17 protein-coding genes are annotated in these 16,384 nt (G+C 67.1%); 13 read left to right on the top strand and 4 right to left on the bottom strand.

Annotated elements, in window-relative coordinates:
* Nucleotides 1-16: 16 nt before the first annotated feature.
* Nucleotides 17-277, top strand: coding sequence for a DUF4242 domain-containing protein (locus tag OJF58_RS17630; protein ID WP_300779019.1), 261 nt, complete (start codon nucleotides 17-19; stop codon nucleotides 275-277).
* 37 nt (nucleotides 278-314) lie between these two features.
* Here OJF58_RS17630 and OJF58_RS17635 read toward each other — a convergent pair whose 3' ends face one another.
* Nucleotides 315-1,109, bottom strand: coding sequence for a helix-turn-helix transcriptional regulator (locus OJF58_RS17635; protein ID WP_366526780.1), 795 nt, complete (start codon nucleotides 1,107-1,109; stop codon nucleotides 315-317).
* A 235-nt stretch (nucleotides 1,110-1,344) separates the two neighbouring features.
* Here OJF58_RS17635 and OJF58_RS17640 point away from each other — a divergent pair, with 235 nt between their 5' ends.
* Nucleotides 1,345-2,616 carry an MFS transporter gene (locus OJF58_RS17640; protein ID WP_300779021.1) on the top strand — a complete coding sequence of 424 codons (1,272 nt, stop codon included), beginning with the start codon at nucleotides 1,345-1,347 and terminating at the stop codon, nucleotides 2,614-2,616.
* On the top strand, nucleotides 2,613-2,945 hold the full coding sequence (locus OJF58_RS17645) for a monooxygenase (RefSeq protein WP_300779022.1): 333 nt from the start codon (nucleotides 2,613-2,615) through the stop codon (nucleotides 2,943-2,945). Before OJF58_RS17640 ends, OJF58_RS17645 begins: the two co-directional genes overlap by 4 nt.
* Before the next feature lie 55 nt (nucleotides 2,946-3,000).
* Here the strand turns inward: OJF58_RS17645 and OJF58_RS17650 are convergent, their stop codons facing one another.
* Nucleotides 3,001-4,749, bottom strand: coding sequence for an adenylate/guanylate cyclase domain-containing protein (locus tag OJF58_RS17650; protein WP_300779023.1), 1,749 nt, complete (start codon nucleotides 4,747-4,749; stop codon nucleotides 3,001-3,003).
* Between the two features lie 149 nt (nucleotides 4,750-4,898).
* Between OJF58_RS17650 and OJF58_RS17655 the strand changes: the two genes are divergently transcribed.
* Nucleotides 4,899-5,570, top strand: a complete 672-nt coding sequence (locus tag OJF58_RS17655) for a Crp/Fnr family transcriptional regulator (RefSeq protein ID WP_300779024.1) — start codon at nucleotides 4,899-4,901, stop codon at nucleotides 5,568-5,570.
* Here the strand turns inward: OJF58_RS17655 and OJF58_RS17660 are convergent, their stop codons facing one another.
* Nucleotides 5,571-6,623: a 2-oxoglutarate and iron-dependent oxygenase domain-containing protein gene (locus OJF58_RS17660; RefSeq protein WP_300779025.1), complete on the bottom strand. Its 1,053-nt coding sequence runs from the start codon at nucleotides 6,621-6,623 to the stop codon at nucleotides 5,571-5,573.
* A gap of 83 nt (nucleotides 6,624-6,706) precedes the next feature.
* Here OJF58_RS17660 and OJF58_RS17665 point away from each other — a divergent pair, with 83 nt between their 5' ends.
* Nucleotides 6,707-7,477: an SDR family oxidoreductase gene (locus OJF58_RS17665; RefSeq protein ID WP_300779026.1), complete on the top strand. Its 771-nt coding sequence runs from the start codon at nucleotides 6,707-6,709 to the stop codon at nucleotides 7,475-7,477.
* A 49-nt stretch (nucleotides 7,478-7,526) separates the two neighbouring features.
* Here OJF58_RS17665 and OJF58_RS17670 read toward each other — a convergent pair whose 3' ends face one another.
* Nucleotides 7,527-8,339 carry a helix-turn-helix transcriptional regulator gene (locus OJF58_RS17670; protein ID WP_300779027.1) on the bottom strand — a complete coding sequence of 271 codons (813 nt, stop codon included), beginning with the start codon at nucleotides 8,337-8,339 and terminating at the stop codon, nucleotides 7,527-7,529.
* 89 nt (nucleotides 8,340-8,428) lie between these two features.
* On the opposite strand from OJF58_RS17670, the gene OJF58_RS17675 reads away from it, so the two are divergent.
* The 8 genes from OJF58_RS17675 (at nucleotide 8,429) to pgl (ending at nucleotide 16,383) form a co-directional block, all read left to right on the top strand.
* On the top strand, nucleotides 8,429-8,743 hold the full coding sequence (locus OJF58_RS17675) for a hypothetical protein (RefSeq protein ID WP_300779028.1): 315 nt from the start codon (nucleotides 8,429-8,431) through the stop codon (nucleotides 8,741-8,743).
* A 53-nt stretch (nucleotides 8,744-8,796) separates the two neighbouring features.
* A complete protein-coding gene (locus OJF58_RS17680) occupies nucleotides 8,797-9,375 on the top strand; it encodes a DUF2585 family protein (RefSeq protein ID WP_300779029.1) in 579 nt (192 codons plus the stop codon).
* Nucleotides 9,376-9,535: 160 nt separating this feature from the next.
* On the top strand, nucleotides 9,536-11,623 hold the full coding sequence (tkt, locus tag OJF58_RS17685; protein WP_300779030.1) for a transketolase: 2,088 nt from the start codon (nucleotides 9,536-9,538) through the stop codon (nucleotides 11,621-11,623).
* Nucleotides 11,624-11,633: 10 nt separating this feature from the next.
* A complete protein-coding gene (gene gnd, locus OJF58_RS17690) occupies nucleotides 11,634-12,608 on the top strand; it encodes a phosphogluconate dehydrogenase (NAD(+)-dependent, decarboxylating) (RefSeq protein ID WP_300779031.1) in 975 nt (324 codons plus the stop codon).
* Nucleotides 12,605-14,143, top strand: a complete 1,539-nt coding sequence (gene zwf, locus OJF58_RS17695) for a glucose-6-phosphate dehydrogenase (protein WP_300779032.1) — start codon at nucleotides 12,605-12,607, stop codon at nucleotides 14,141-14,143. Before gnd ends, zwf begins: the two co-directional genes overlap by 4 nt.
* A gap of 1 nt (nucleotide 14,144) precedes the next feature.
* The gene (locus OJF58_RS17700) at nucleotides 14,145-14,975 is read left to right on the top strand and encodes a Cof-type HAD-IIB family hydrolase (RefSeq protein ID WP_300779033.1); all 831 of its coding nucleotides are present in this window, start codon (nucleotides 14,145-14,147) and stop codon (nucleotides 14,973-14,975) included.
* On the top strand, nucleotides 14,972-15,646 hold the full coding sequence (gene rpe / locus OJF58_RS17705) for a ribulose-phosphate 3-epimerase (protein ID WP_300779034.1): 675 nt from the start codon (nucleotides 14,972-14,974) through the stop codon (nucleotides 15,644-15,646). Before OJF58_RS17700 ends, rpe begins: the two co-directional genes overlap by 4 nt.
* On the top strand, nucleotides 15,643-16,383 hold the full coding sequence (gene pgl, locus OJF58_RS17710; RefSeq protein ID WP_300779035.1) for a 6-phosphogluconolactonase: 741 nt from the start codon (nucleotides 15,643-15,645) through the stop codon (nucleotides 16,381-16,383). Before rpe ends, pgl begins: the two co-directional genes overlap by 4 nt.
* The last annotated feature ends 1 nt before the right edge of the window (nucleotide 16,384 follow it).

Raw genomic sequence — 16,384 nt, forward strand, 5'->3', positions numbered from 1 at the left:
ATTTGTGGGGACGGAGATGCGACGCTACGTGATCGAGCGGAACTTTGCCGACCAGCTCGAGGCCTCCAAGGAGGCCAACGACATGATCCGCCGTGTCAACGACGAGGAGGGGATCAAGTGGCTCTTCTCCTTCTTGAGCGCCGACCGGAAGAAGACCTATTGCCTTTACGAGGCGCCCAACGAGGAGGCCATCCGCATCGCCGCCCGCCGCGCCGGCTTGCCGGCCGACGTGATCGTCGAGGTCAGCCAGGAGATACGGCCCGACATGTTCGACTAGGTGCCAGAAGGGCGCCTTGTTGCGAAACGGATGGGATTCATGGGCTGACTACACGCGCGGCGCCGGCAAGGGACGCCGCGGATCTCCGCTCGCCGGGTTGGGCCGCAACATCTCCGCGCATGTACGCCTGCGGGCTGCACCCCATGTCGCTGCGGAACGCGTAGACGAACGCCGACGTCGATCCGTAGCCGAGTTCCATCGCGGTCTGTGTCACGCTCAAGCCGCCGCCCATGAGCTCGATCGACTTGAACAGACGGAGCCGCCGTCGCCAGGAGCGAAGGCTCATGCCCAGTTCCGCCTCGAAGCGGCGCGCCAGCGTGCGCCCCGACATGCCGAGCTCGCGGCCCCACGCCTCGGAGCTGCGTGGGTCGGCTGGCTCCCCGTACAGCGTCTCACAAAGCTTTCCGAGCGATGCGTCGCGCGGCCAGGGCAGCGCACCGGCCAGGGGTGGTGCGCGCCGCAACTGGTCGAGGATCAGGTCCGTCACGCGGCGCGAGTAGCCGTCATGATCCTCCTGGCCCTCGATCTCGGCCGCCTCGACGATGAGAGCCCTCAGCAAGGGCGAGACGCCGAACACTGTCGGGCTCGCGGGAAGGCCCTTGCCGGCCTCATCGGCGATCCACAGGCTGCGGAACTCCGCGCCCAGCAACGAGCCGACACGGTGCGGCAGGCCGGTGGGCAACCAAACGGCCTGCTCGGGCGAGATCACCAGGGACTGGCCCTCCACCGCTACCGTCAGCACCCCCGAGATCGCATAGGCCATCTGGTGCCAGGCATGCGCATGCTCCGGAAAATAGTGCCGCGCCGAGATGGATTGCGCCCGCACGGTCATGGGGCGAGGCGGCATCACCCCGGGCGGCGCAGCGATCGTCTCCCACCGCATCGCCTATGCTCTCCTTTGTCGTTTATTCTACATAATCTGTCTGTCAGTCGAAAGACAGCCACACGGGAAGCCGATATGCCTTGGCCAGTTGACGGTCGCGGTCATGCCGCCTGGCCACCGCACCGTCGCCCATCGCCACTCGTCGACGCTGGCCGACGCCGCCGCGCCGTCAAGAACGAAAGCCATGTCCCAGGCAGGAATAGCCCCGGCTGCATCCCCCACCGCGATGGCGGCGCAATACGCCTCGGGCAACGTGGCCAGGCTCGCCATCGCGCAGGCGCTGGCCGGCGCGAATTCGACCGTCGTCTACGCCACGGGTGCCATCGTCGGCAACACGCTCGCGCCCGACAAGGCACTCGCGACCCTGCCCATCACCATCTTCGTGGTCGGGATGGCGGCCTGCACGCTTCCTGCCGGTGCCATCGCGCGGCGCCACGGTCGCCGCGCCGCGTTCCTGGCCGGCACGGCGTGCGGGGTCCTGGTTGGGCTGCTGGCGGCCCTCGCGGTGGTGCTGGGGTCGTTCTGGCTCTTCTGCTTGGCAACCTTCTTCGGCGGGGCCTACGCGGCAGTGGTGCTGTCCTTCCGATTCGCGGCGGCGGATGGCGTGCCGGAAGCTCGGCGCCCGCGGGCCCTCTCGCTTGTCATGGCGGGCGGCGTCTTCGCGGGCGTGATCGGCCCGCAGCTCGTCACGCACACGATGGATCTATGGCTGCCGCCTCTCTTCGCCGCGACCTTCCTGGCGCAGGCGGCCGTGGCGGCGCTCTGCGCCCTCGTCCTGGCCGGCGTTCGCCTGCCGATGCCAACGGCCGCCGAGATCGCCGGCGGGCGGCCCCTTGCCGTCATCGCGCGCCAGCCGCGCTTCGTCGTTGCCGTGATCTGCGGCGTCGTCTCCTACCTGCTGATGAACTTCCTGATGACGGCCGCGCCGCTGGCGATGCGGCTGTGCGGGCTGTCGCAGGAGTCGGCCAATCTCGGCCTGCAGTGGCATGTCATCGCGATGTACGCGCCGAGCTTCTTTACCGGCCGCCTGATCGCTCGCTTCGGTGCGCCGCGCGTGGTGGTCGCCGGCCTGGCGCTGATCGGCTTCGCGGCATTCGCCGGGCTGCTCGGCCAGGACGTCTCGCATTTCTGGGGGAGCCTGATTCTCCTCGGGCTCGGCTGGAACTTCGGGTTCGTTGGTGCCTCGTCGCTGGTGCTGGAATGCCATCGACCCGAGGAACGGACGCGGGTGCAGTCGCTCAACGACTTCGTCGTCTTCGGTACGATGGCGCTCGGCTCGTTCGCCTCGGGAGGCTTGCTGACGGCTTATGGCTGGGACACGGTTCTCTGGGTGTCGTTCGGCCCGCTTGCGCTCGCCGTCGTGGCGCTGGTCGCAAGCGCCGCACTACCCCGCAGGGCTGCGGCGCGCCGAGTTGACTGGAGAATCCGGTTCCTAATGGAGAGAAGGCGGAGATGATCACGGAGATAGTCGTTTTCGATATACCCGAGGGGATGACGCGCGAAGAGGTCGTGGCCAACTACCGCCGGAGCGCCCCATCCTGGCGCGCGAACCCCGACCTGATCCGCAAGAACTATCTCTACGACGCAGAGAACCGTCGTGCAGGCGGTGTCTATCTGTGGCGAAATATGGAGGGGGCGCGGCGCGCCCGCAATGCGGCGTGGCTGGAAAGGGTCCGACGGAACTACCGCAGCGAGCCGGTCGTGCAGTATTTCGAGACGCCGCTGGTGGCGGACAATGCCATCGGCGAGACGATCGACGAGGGAGATCAGGGTCTTTCGACGTAGCGGACAAGGTCACGCGCCGCGGCGCGTCGGGACTGCCTCCACACTCGCACCCCGATCACTCGAGACCTGCGACATGAAACGCCTCGCGATAGCGCCGCCGGTCCTCTTCGCGCGCATAGACCGCCATGTCCAGCGTTGCGAGCGAGAGATCCGGCTCGAGGCGCTTCAGGCTCGCGAGTGCCGCCCTGGCCTCCGCCGTCGCGCCGGCCAGGGCGCTGTTCACGACCACGAGATGATGGGCTCCGGCGCTATCGGGGCTTTGCCGGACGGCCCTTCTTGCGAACTCGATCCCGTCGCGGTAGCGCCCGTCGATGAAGCAGGCGATCGCCCGACCGATATCATTGAGACCGGCCTGGAAATCGCGTGGGCTGAGACGTTCCGCCCTATCGAGCTCCACCAGCGCCTCGTCGCCTCGTCCCAGGAAGCACAGGGCCAGCCCGAGATGGGTATGGGCGAAGGCGAAGTTCGGATTGAGCGCGATCGCATTCCTGAACTCGGCGACGGCGTCCTGCAGTTCCAGACGTTGGCGATGCAGATGCCCGAGGGCGAGGTGCGCCCACGGATTGTCGATATCCAGCCGTATCGCCGTTTGCGCCGCATCCCAGGCCGGCGCCAGAACGTCTTCCGACGATTGCCAGCCCCATGAACTGGCCAGCGACAGCGAGAATGCCAGGAGGCTGTAGGCTTGCGCGTAGGAGGGATCGATTGCGATTGCCTTCCGGAGCAGCTCCTGCGCGGCGGCATTGTCGTGCTTCGTCATCTTCATGATGAGCGACAATCCGCGGGCGACGCAATCCCAGGCATCGAGGCTTTCCGGAAGCTTGCGCTTCGCCCGATAGTCCTCGGCCGCATAGAGTTGGGGCTCGATCGTCGCGACGACATTCGACGTGATCTCGTCCTGCAGCTCGAAAATGTCGGCGACCGCGCGATCGTAGCGTTCGGCCCAGATATGGTTGCCGGTTGCCGCGTCGACCAACTGTGCCGTGATCCGAAGCCGGTCGCCGCTTCTGCGAACGCTTCCCTCGAGCACGTACTGCACGCCCAGCTCACGGGCGATCACCCTGACATCGATGGCCTTCCCCTTGTAGGTGAAGCTCGAATTCCGGGCGATGACGAGAAACCAGTGAAGCCGCGACAACGCCGTGGTGATATCCTCGGTGATCCCGTCGGCGAAATTCTCCTGCGCCGGATCGTGACTCATGTTCTGGAAAGGCAGCACCGCGATCGAGGGCTTGTCGGGCAGTCTCGGGCCCGCCTCGCTCCGTGCTGCAGTAGTCGGATCGGGCGGTATTCGATAGGCGCGCACCGGTCGGGCGATGTGCTTGAGGCGCTGTTCGCCCATATCCTCGAAGCCGATATCGAGCTTGTCCCGCACCTGCTGATACGACGATTCGGAGATCCATATGCCGCCCGGCTCGGCGATGCTTTCGAGGCGAGCGGCGATATTGACGCCGTCGCCCAATATGTCGTCGTTCTCGATCAGCACGTCGCCGAGATTGATGCCGATGCGGAACAGCATCCGGCGATCCGGCGGCGTCGCCGCGTTCCGCTCCGCCATGAGCGCTTGCATGGCCAGGGCGCATTCGACGGCGGCCACGATGGACGGAAATTCCAGCAGCATGCCGTCGCCGGTGGTCTTGACGATCCTGCCACGGTGGCTCGCCACGATCGGATCGAGGGCCGCGCGATGCTCGCGCAGGGCCCGCGCCGTGCCCGCCTCGTCGGCGCCCATGAGCCGGCTGAAACCGGCGACGTCGGCGGCCAGGATCGCTGCCAGCCTGCGTTCGACATGCTCGCGCGGCACAGGGAAACCTCTCTGCGCTATGCGCGGAGCCTAGCCCAGGCACGAGGGGCGGTACATGGACGGCCGGTCCATCCCCGGCACAAATCCGCGAGGCGCGGGTCCGCAGGAACCGGCCGCTGGTGTAGGCTGCGGTCGGGGTCGGGGGCCGGATGACGCCGCAGGAGCTTTGCCATCTTCATCCTTTTCTCGCCGCTCTCACCGAGGCAGAGAGGCGGGAGCTGCTGAAGCATGCACATGTCCGACGCCTGAAAGCCGACGACATCGTCTTTCGCAAGGACGATCCGGGCGACGGGCTCTACGGTGTGCTGGCCGGACGGGTCGTCGTCACGGTCCAGTCGGTCGACGGCAAGGAGCTGATCCTGAACATGTTCGGCGCCGGCGAGTTCTTCGGCGAGATCGCCCTGCTCGACGGCAAGGGACGGACGGCGACGGCGACGGCCCGCGAGCCGTCGGAGCTGCTGTTCCTCTCCCGCGCCGCGTTCCTGCCGTTCCTGCGTCAGCACCACGAGGCGGCGGTGCGGATCATCGCCTTTCTGTGCGAGCGGCTGCGGCGCACGACCGGGATGGTCGAGGATTCCGCCTTTCTCAACGTATCGACGAGGCTTGCCAAGCAGCTCGCCGTGCTCGCCGGCCTCACGACGTCGCCGGCAACCGCCATCCGCCTGTCGCAGGAGGAGCTGGCGCAAACGCTCGGCGTGTCGCGCGAGGTCGTGAGCCGCCAGCTCGCCGTATGGCGCGACGCGGGCGTCGTCGAGCTCGGCCGCGGCCGCATTGTCGTCCGCGACCCGGCGGCGCTCGATCGGATCGTCGCTGGCGGATGATCACCACCGGCCGGTGGCGCGCGCTCCCGGCGCGATCTCGGCCGCGGTCGGCGCCTTCACGCCCTGAAGGTGCTCGTAGCGCTGAGTCGCGAACCAGAGCGCGTAGTCGCCGAACCTGATCGGCGGGTATTTCGCCGGCTGCCCGTCCGTGCGGCAGGTGGGCAGGCATTCGATCACCGTGTCGTGGTCGGGATCGCAGAAGAAGGGGATGGCGTAGCGGACCTGGCCGGAAACGTTGCGCACGCGATGCGGCGTCGAGAGGAAGCGCTCGTTGGTCCAGCGGTGCAGGATATCGCCGCCGTTCACCACGAACGCTCCCTCGACTTGGGGCGCGTCCATCCAGCGGCCGCCGGGCAGCAGGATGGACAGGCCCTGGATCCGGTTGGGCGGCAGCAGCGTCATGAAGCCCGAATCGGTGTGCGGCACCAGGCTGGCGATCGATTCGTCGGCGCCGTCGATCACCGGATAGCGCGACATGCGCAGGATCAGATGCGGCCTCGCGAAGCAGGCATCGAAGAAGGTCTCCGGCAGGTCGAGCGCCAGCGCATAGAGGCGCACCAGCTTGCGGCATAGCGTCTCGAGGGTGCTCATATAGGCGAGCGCCGTCTCGCGGAAGCCGGGCAGGTCCGCCGGCCATTTGTTCATCGCGTGGAAGCGGCGGCCGGAGATGACATCGGGATCGTCCGGCATGCGCTCGCGGCGCAGGAAATAGGCCTCGTTCTGGCTCGGCTTCTTGCCTTGCGCGGCGGCGTTCGGCGGCGGCGTGCGCGCGATCGGCATGTAGCCGATATTGTGCTCGTCGACCCTGACCGCGAGCTTGGCCTCCAGTGGCTGGGCGTGGAAGCGCGCCGCCGCTGCATAGGTCGCATCGATCAGCGATTGCGGCACGCCGTGGCCGGCGAGGTAGTAGAAGCCGACCTTCTCGAAGGCGAAGCGCAGCTCGGCCGCCGCTCGCTTGGCGGCTTGCGGATCGCCGGCGAGGAAGCCCGATACGTCGATCAGGGGAATTTCGCCGCCGATCATCGGCGGCGACGCGGACAGATCCTGTGGCATCGCGCGATCCTATGGCTGGCCCGACGCTATCATGGGCGCCGGCTTTGTGCGACATAGAGGCCCCGCTTTCAGGAGGAGACTGCATGGCATCGCCGCTTTTCGACCTCACCGGCAAGGTCGCCGTCGTCACCGGATCGAGCAAGGGGATCGGCAAGTCGATTGCGCTGCATCTCGCGCTGCAGGGTGCGAGCGTCGTCGTGTCGAGCCGCAAGGCGCCGGTCTGCGAGGAGGCGGCGGCCGAGATCCGCAAGGCCGGCGGCCATGCCACCGTCATCCCCTGCAACATCTCGGACAAGGCGCAGTGCCAGAACCTCATCGCCGAGACCAGGAAGCAGCTCGGCCCGGTCGACATCCTGGTCTGCAATGCAGCGACAAATCCCTATTATGGGCCGACCGAGAAGATGCCGGACGAGGCCTTCACCAAGATCATGCAGAACAACATCCTGAGCAACATCTGGTTGATCAATCTCTGCGTGCCCGACATGCGGGCGAAGAAGGACGGCGCGGTGATCATCGTCTCGTCGATCGGCGGCGTGCGCGGCACGCCGGTACTGGGCGCCTACGGCATCTCCAAGGCGGCTGACATGGCGCTGTCGCGCAATCTCGCGGTCGAGCTGGGGCCGGACAATATCCGCGTCAACACCGTCGCCCCGGGCCTGGTCAAAACCGATTTCGCCAAGGCGCTGTGGGACAATCCGGCGTATCTCAACAAGCGCCTGCAGACGGCGCCGCTGCGCCGCATCGGCGAGCCCGACGATATCGGCGGCATCGCCGTCATGCTGGCGAGCAAGGCCGGCGCCTTCATCACCGGGCAGACGATCATCGCCGATGCCGGCGTGACCATCGGGAGCTGATGCGACGCGATGAGCCTCTACCGGGTTCAGAAGCTCATCCATCCCAGGACTACCGTCCGGATTCCTTGCCCTTCCGCGGCAGCAGCATCACCAGCTTGAAGTCGGTGCGGCTGGCGAAGGTGAAGGCAACCTGCTCGTAGGTCAGGCGGCCGCCGCCCGGATGGTCGAAGGTGCGCTCGCCGCCCAGCCGGTCGACCACCTCATGATCGCTCCAGCAGCGCGCGAAGAAGGCACTCTTGCCCTTGAGGCCATCGACCGTGGCCACCAGGGCAGGATCGTCGATATGACGGCCCGACTCGGCGCGGAACTCGGCCAGCACGCGCCGTGCGCGGCGGTTCCAGTCGGGAATGATCTTGCGCGCCATCGGATTGAGGAAGACGTACCGCAGCAGGTTCCTGTCGTCGTCGCGGTCGAGCCAGCCGACGAACAGGCGGGCCGCGGCCGCGTTCCAGGCGCGGGCGTTCCACAGATGGTCGAGCAGATAGGCGGGCACCTTCACCGCCGCCACGGCATCGGCCAATGCCGGCGGCACGTCCATGCCCTCGGCGCCGGAATCGTCGGCGGCCGGATCCCGCTTGCCCGCCAGTTCGAACAGATAGCCGCGCTCGGCCGGCGTCAGGTGCAGCGCGCCGGCCAGCGATGCCAGCGCCTGTGGCGAGGCGGAGACATCGCGGCCCTGCTCCAGCCAAGTGTACCATGTCACGCTCATGCCGCACTGCTGCGCCACTTCCTCGCGCCGCAGCCCTGGCGTCCGCCGCCGCTGGCCGGCCGGCAGGCCGACCCCGGCAGGCGAGAGGCGGGCACGCTGGGCGCGCAGGAAATCGCCGAGCGCGCGCTTCTGCGCGACTGGGGAAGGGGCCATGGTGGTGACGCTTCTACCAGGATAACGACCTTCCTTGTACCAGCTTGGAAAGTCTGCTGCCATGATGGCCGCTGCTCTCGGGAGGTCCCATGCGCCGTTTCCATATCGCCCTTGCCGTCGCCGATCTCGATGCCTCGATCGCCGACTACAGCCGCCGTCTCGGCGTCAGGCCGGCGGCCATCGTGCCGCGCAAGTACGCGCTGTTCCGCACCGACCAGCTCAACTTCTCGATCAACCAGATGCCGGAACGGGCGGGCCAGCTCCGCCATCTCGGCTTCGAGGACGAAGCGGCGCGCGGATTCTCCTCGACCCACGACGTGAACGGCATCGAATGGGAGCTGTTCTCGCCCGCCGATCAGGACGCGAAGATCCCCGAGGTCTACGGCAACGAGGTCATCCGCTGACGTCTGTCGTCCGCATGCCTTCAAAGGCGTGCTAGTCTTTGTCGATGGAAATCGTGCAAAAGCCCGCGGCGGCGTCTTTGCGTGCGGCGTGGGCTGCCGTACTGGGCATCATGGTGGCGCAGGCGCTGGTCCTTCACGGCATGGGTCGCGTCTGGCTTTGCACCTGCGGCGCGGTCCGGCTGTGGGTGGGCGACATTCGATCGCCCGAGATGTCGCAGCAGGTGACCGACTGGTACACCTTCTCGCACGTCGTTCACGGCATCCTTTTCTATGGCTTGTTGCGGCTCCTCTTGCCACGCCTGCCGATTCTCGCGCGCCTGGCCATTGCCGTCGGAATCGAGGCCACATGGGAAATCGCCGAGAACACGCCGTGGGTGATCGAGGCCTATCGCCAGCAGGCGCTGGCCCGCGGCTATGTCGGCGACAGCGTCCTGAATTCGCTTTCGGACACGATATCGATGATGATCGGCTTCGCGCTGGCGGCCCGCCTGCCGTGGCGGGCGACGGTGGCGATCGCGATCATCATGGAAGTTTCCGTGGGCTATCTCGTCCACGACAATCTCACCCTCAATGTCCTGAACTTCATCCACCGCTTTCCGGCCATCGAGGCGTGGCAATCGGCGGTCCGATAGCAGGCGTGCAAGGTATTTCCCGACAGTGTCGCCACAGACACTTTGACAGGGGAACCCTGTCGGCGCGAAGTCGTTGGCAGGGAACTCCGTACCGGGGCCGGATTCGGGATGGTTCGGCACGTCCGGACTTTGGCGTTCCCAAGAAGCAAGGGAGGGCAGCATGAACGATGCGGCAACAAAAGACGGTGTTTCCCTCGACCAGCTTTGCATCAACACCATAAGGACGCTCTCGATCGACGCCGTGCAGCAGGCCAAGTCGGGACATCCCGGCACGCCGATGTCGATGGCGCCTGTCGCGTACACGCTGTGGCAGCAGTTCCTGCGCTTCGATCCCGAGGACCCGATCTGGCCCAACCGCGACCGCTTCGTGCTGTCGGCCGGCCATGCCTCGATGCTGCTCTACTCGCTGCTGCATCTCACCGGCACCAGGGCGGTCGACGCCAAGTACGAGACCCTGGGCGAGCTGTCGGTGAAGCTGGAGGACATCGAGCGCTTCCGTCAGCTCGACAGCAAGTGCACGGGCCATCCCGAATATCATCTGACCTCGGGGGTCGAGACCACGACCGGGCCGCTGGGCCAGGGCTGCGCCACCAGTGTCGGCATGGCGATGGCCGGAACCTGGATGGCGCGGTACTTCAACCGGCCCGGCTTCACCATGTTCGACTACGACGTCTACGTGCTGTGCGGCGACGGCGATATGATGGAGGGTGTATCGAGCGAGGCCGCCTCGCTGGCCGGCCATCTCAAGCTTTCGAACCTGTGCTGGATCTACGACAACAACCACGTGACCATCGAGGGCCACACCAATCTCGCTTTCAGCGAGGATGTCGGCCGACGTTTCGCAGCCTACGGCTGGAAGGTCCGCCATGTCTCCGATGCCAACAAGACGGACGAGGTGGCAAGGGCGATCGCCGGCTTCCGCCGCACCAGGGATGCACCCACGCTGATCGTGGTGCACAGCGAGATTGGCTACGGCTCGCCCCACAAGCAGGATACCTCGGAGGCGCACGGCGAGCCGCTGGGCGACGAGGAGGTGAAGCTCACCAAGCGGACTTATGGCTGGCCGGAGGATGCCAGGTTTTTGGTCCCGGACGGGGTGCGCGAGCATTTCAGCCAGGGCATCGGCCAGCGTGCCGGCAAGCTGCGCAAGGCCTGGGAAAGGCGGCTCAAGAGCTACGCCAAGGAACATCCCGAGCTCGCCGATCATATCGAGCGCATGCAGACGCGCGAGCTGCCGGACGGCTGGGACGCCGAGCTGCCCAGCTTCCCGGCGGACATGGAGAAGGGTGTCGCCACCCGCACGGCCTCGGGCAAGGTGCTCAATGCCATCTCGCCGCGCTTCCCGTGGCTCTTGGGCGGTGCCGCCGATCTCGGCGCCTCGACGGGCGTGCGGCTCACCTACCAGGGCGCCAGCGAGTTCGAGGCGGACGACGACTACTCGGGCCGCAATCTTCATTTCGGCATCCGCGAGCATGCGATGGCCGCGATCATGAACGGTCTCGCACTGTCGAAGGTGCGAAGCTACGGCGCGACCTACCTCATCTTCAGCGACTACCTGAAGCCTGCGCTCCGGCTCAGCGCCATCATGGAAGTGCCGGCGATCTACGTCTTCTCGCACGACTCGATCGGCGTCGGCGAGGACGGGCCGACGCACCAGCCGGTGGAGCAGCTCATCGCGCTGCGGGCCATTCCCGGCCTGATCACGCTGAGGCCAGCGGACGCCAACGAGACGGTCGAGGCCTGGCGCGTCGTGATGGCGCTGAAGCACCAGCCGGCCTGCCTGATCCTGAGCCGCGGCGCACTGCCGGTGTTCGACCGCACCAAGTACGCCGCCGCCTCCGGTCTGGCGCGCGGCGCCTACGTGATGGCCGACGCCGAAGGCGGTCCGCCCGAGGTGCTGCTGATCGGCACAGGCAGCGAGGTCAAGCTTTGCTTGACGGCTTACGAGGATCTGAAAAGGGAGGGCGTGAAGGCCCGCGTCGTCAGCATGCCGTCGTGGGAGCTGTTCCAGATGCAGGACCGGGCCTATCGCGAGGAGGTCCTGCCGCCCGCTGTCAAGGCGCGGGTTTCGGTTGAAGCCGGCTCCGTGTTGGGGTGGGATCACTTCGTCGGCGAACGCGGCGCCAAGATCGGCATGCACACCTTCGGCTCATCGGCTCCTCTCAAGGACCTGATGAAGAGGTTCGGCTTTACGCCGGATGCCGTGCTCGAGGCGGCGCGCCAGCAGCTTGCCGAGGCCAGAAAGTAGGGAGGCGAAGATGCAGCTAGGGGTGATCGGCCTCGGCCGGATGGGCGGAAACATCGTGCGGCGCCTGACGCGGGCCGGACACGACTGCGTGGTGTTCGATCAGAACGCAGCGACGGTGAAGGCGTTGGTCGGCGACAAGGTCCAGGGTGGGCAGAATCTCGCCGACCTCGTGAAGAAGCTCGGCAAGCCACGCGCCGTCTGGGTCATGCTGCCGGCAGGCGAGATCACCGAGAACACCGTGAACGAGCTCGGGTCGCTGCTGGAGCGAGGCGATACGATCATCGACGGCGGCAACGCCTTCTTCCACGACGACGTGCGCCGCGCCAGGGCGATGAAGCAGAAGGGCATCCACTATGTCGACTGCGGCACGTCGGGCGGGGTGTGGGGGTTGCAGCGCGGCTACTGCCTGATGATCGGAGGCGAGAAGGAGGTGGTCGACCGGCTCGATCCGATCTTCGCTACCCTGGCGCCGGGCGAAGGGAACATCGACAAGACGCCGCACCGGGAGAAGCGCGATCCGCGCGTGGAGCGCGGCTATCTCTATTGCGGCCCCTCGGGCTCGGGCCGCTTCGTCAAGATGGTCCACAACGGCATCGAGTACGGCATCATGCAGGCCTATGCCGAGGGCTTCGAGATCATGCAGAAGGCCGCCTCGGAGGAGGTGCCGGAGGAGCGGCGCTACACCCTCGACCTTGCCGACATTGCCGAGGTCTGGCGGCGCGGCAGCGTGATCAGCTCGTGGCTGCTCGATCTCACGGCCATGTCGCTCGCTGAGGATCCGGCCTTGTCGAAGTTCTCCGGCGTGGTCGAGGATTCGGGCGAGGGACGCTGGACGGTCAATGCGGCGATCGAGGAGGCGGTGCCGGCCGACGTGCTGTCGGCCGCGCTGTTCGCCCGCTTCCGCTCGCGCGACAAGGAGGGCACGGCGAACAAGCTCCTGTCGGCCATGCGGCACGCCTTCGGCGGCCATGTGGAGCCGAAATGAGCGCGGCCGCCAGCGACAAGGCGACTCCCGCGCCGCCCTGCGCGCTGGTGATCTTCGGCGCGACCGGCGATCTGACGCGCCGCCTGCTCGTGCCCGCGCTGCGCAACCTCAAGCGCGACGGCCTGCTGGCGGACGGTCTGGCGCTGATCGGCGTCGCGTCGCGCGACGTCGGCGACGACGGCTTCCGCAAGCACCTGCGCCAGGGCATGGAGCAGTTCAAGGCCGGCAGCGGCGACGCCGACATCGACTGGTTCGTCCAGCGCACGCACTATGTCGCCGGCAAGTTCGAGGACCCGGCCGTCTACAAGGCGCTGGCCGCCAAGCTCAAGGACGTCGAGACAGCGCATCGCACCGCGGGAAACGTGCTGTTCTATCTCGCCACGCCGCCCAAGGAGTTTTCGGTCATCGTGGACCAGCTCGGCAAGGCAGGCCTGACGCGCGAGGCGGACGGCCACTGGCGGCGCGTGATCATCGAGAAGCCGTTCGGCCACGATCTCTCCTCGGCAGTGGCGCTCAACAAGGAGATCCTGAAAACGCTGGACGAAGACCAGATCTTCCGGATCGACCACTATCTGGGGAAGGAAACCGTCCAGAACATCATGGTGTTCCGCTTCGCCAACGGCTTCGTCGAGCCGTTGTGGAACCGCGATCACATCGACAATGTGCGCATCACCGTGGCCGAGACGGTGAGCGTGGAGCAGCGCGGACGTTTCTACGACCAGACGGGCGCGCTGCGTGACATGGTGCCGAACCACCTGTTCCAGCTCCTGACTCTGATCGCGATGGAGCCGCCGAGCTGCTTCGGTGCCGACGCGCTGCGCGGCGAGAAAGCCAAGGTGCTGGACGCGGTGCACCGCCTCGGTCCCGAGGAGGCCCGGCAGAATGTCGTGCGCGGCCAGTACGGCGCCGGGATCGTCGACAACCGGAAGATCGTGCCCTACCGCAAGGCGCCGGACGTGCCGCCGCAATCCACGACCGAGACCTATGTCGCGATGAAGCTTGCCGTCGACAACTGGCGCTGGGCCGGCGTGCCGTTCTATCTGCGCACCGGCAAGGCGCTGGCGCGGCGCCGCAGCTACATCACGGTGCAGTTCAAGCAGGCACCGCTGGCGCTGTTCCGCGATACGCCGGTCGATCGCCTGCCGCCCAACGACCTCACCCTGCATATCCAGCCCGACGAGGGTGTCACGCTGCGCTTCGGCGTGAAGATGCCCGGGCCGGCGGTGCGGATCGGCGACGTGGACATGAAGTTCAACTACCAGGATGCGTTCGAGACCACGCCCAGCACCGGCTACGAGACGCTGGTCTACGATTGCATGACGGGCGATGCCTCGCTGTTCCAGCGCGCCGACTCGATCGAGGCCGGCTGGCGCGTGGTGCAGCCGATACTCGACGCCTGGAAGGAGGATGGCCGCGCCGACCTGCCGATCTATCCCGCCGGCAGCTCGGGTCCGGAGGAGGCCGACGCGCTCCTGCTGCGCGACGGCCGCCGCTGGCGGGCAATCTCGTCCGATGGCCTGTCGGATGGCGACTAGCATGGTGCCCCGACCGCGGATCTCGGCGCTGATCTCCGATGTCGACGGCACGCTGGTCACGACGGCCAAGGTGCTGACGCAGCGGGCGAAGGAGGCGGTGGCGGAGCTGCATGCACGCGGCATCGCCTTCGCGATCGTAAGCGCGAGGCCGCCCGAGGGAATGCGCATGTTCGTCGAGCCGCTCGGGCTTTCGCGGGTGATGGCGGGCTTCAACGGCGGCGCCTATGTCCGGCCCGATCTGACCCTCCTGGAGGAACGGGTGCTGCCGCCGGATGTGGCGCGCCGCGCCCTCGATTTCCTCGATGACAGGCGCGTGGATGCCTGGGTCTTCGCCCACGGCCGCTGGATCATCCGCAATCCCAAGGGGCCGCGGGTCGATCACGAGGCGATGACGGTGCAGTTCGCCCCGACGGTGGTGAGCGACTTTGGCGCCGCGCTCGATGCGGTCCACAAGATGGTAGGGGTGAGCGACGACCACGATATGCTGGCGCGCTGCGAGACCGAGCTGCAGGGCCTGCTCGGGCGGTCGGCCGCCGTCGCCCGCTCGCAGCCCTACTATCTCGACGCCACCCACCCCGACGCCAACAAGGGCGTCGCGGTGCGCACGATGGCGACGCTGATGGGCGTGCCGCTCGAGGAGGTCGCCGTCATCGGCGATGGGCTGAACGACATCGCGATGTTCGCGCAGTGCCCGTTCAGCATCGCCATGGGCAATGCCAGCGACGAGGTGAAGGCGAAGGCAAGGTTCGTGACGGCCTCGAACGAGGAGGACGGGTTCGCCCTCGCCGTCGAGCGGTATCTGCTGTCCGGGGATCCGGAGAGCATGCCGTGAAGGTACGACCGGTCCTCGTCGCGCCCTCGATCCTGTCGGCCGATTTCGGCCGGCTCGACGCCGAGGTGCGGGCGGTGGACGCGGCCGGCGCCGACTGGATCCATGTCGACGTGATGGACGGCCGGTTCGTGCCCAACATCAGCTTCGGGCCGGTCGTGGTCGATGCCGTGCGGCGGGCCACGAAGAAGCCGCTCAATGTGCATCTGATGATCGTGGAGCCGGAGCACTATCTCGAGGCCTTTGCCAAGGCCGGCGCGGATCACCTCCTGGTGCAGGCCGAACCTTCGTCGACCATCCACCTGCATCGCGTGCTGAGCCGCGTCCGCGACATGGGCAAGAAGGCGGGCACGGTGCTCGATCCGGCCAGCCCCGTCGACTGGATCGAGTACGTCCTGCATCTCTGCGACATCGTGCTGGTGATGACGGTCAATCCGGGCTTCGGCGGCCAGAAGTTCCTGCCCGAGATGCTGCCCAAGATCCGGAAATTGCGCTCGATTTGCGATGCCAGGGGACTCGATCCGGTGATCGAGGTCGATGGCGGCCAGGATTGCCGGCATGCCGGCGAGGCGATCGCGGCCGGCGCCAATGCCATCGTCGCGGGCTCGGCAATCTTCGGCGCGCAGGATTATGCTGCAGCGATCAGCTCGATCCGCGCGGGACGGTGCCCATGACCAAGGCGAAGACCAAGCCGACTATCGAGGTTGCAGAAGATCCGGCAGCCTTGGCCGAGCTGGCGGCCGATTGGTTGCTGGCACGGGCGACCCGCAAGACCGGCGTCTTCAGCGTGGCCCTCTCGGGAGGGTCCACCCCACGCAGGCTCTATCAACTCCTGGCGAGCGCGCCGCGTCGCGCCGCGTTTCCCTGGGAGCGCACGTGCTGGTTCTGGGGCGACGAGCGTTTCGTGCCGCACGACGACGCGGCCAGCAACTACCGCATGGTCAACGAGGCGATGCTCTCGCGGGCGCCGGTGCCGGCGGAGAACATCCATCCGATGCCGACCGAGGGGCTGGAGCCGGAAGCCGCCGCCGCCGTCTACGAGCGCACCCTGAAACAGTTCTACGGCGCGCAGGAGCTCTCGGCCGACAAGCCGTTGTTCGACGTCGTCCTGCTGGGCCTCGGCACCAACGGCCACACGGCCTCGCTGTTTCCCGGCACGAAGGTGCTCGAGGAGCGCCGGCGCTGGGTCGGCACGATGACCGATCCCGAGGCTGGCACACGGCTCACGCTCACCTATCCCGTGCTGGAAAGCAGCCGCGAAACCGCCTTCCTCGTCGCGGGGGAGGACAAGCGCGCGGTGTTGCGGCAGGTGCTCGGCGGCGACACGTCGCTGCCGGCGGCGCGGCTGCATCCCCAGGGCAGCCTGCACTTCCTCGTGGATCGCGCCGCCGCCGGCGAAGGCCGGTCGTGAC

Origin of the sequence: Enhydrobacter sp. (assembly GCF_030246845.1) — a bacterium.
Lineage (GTDB): Bacteria > Pseudomonadota > Alphaproteobacteria > Reyranellales > Reyranellaceae > Reyranella.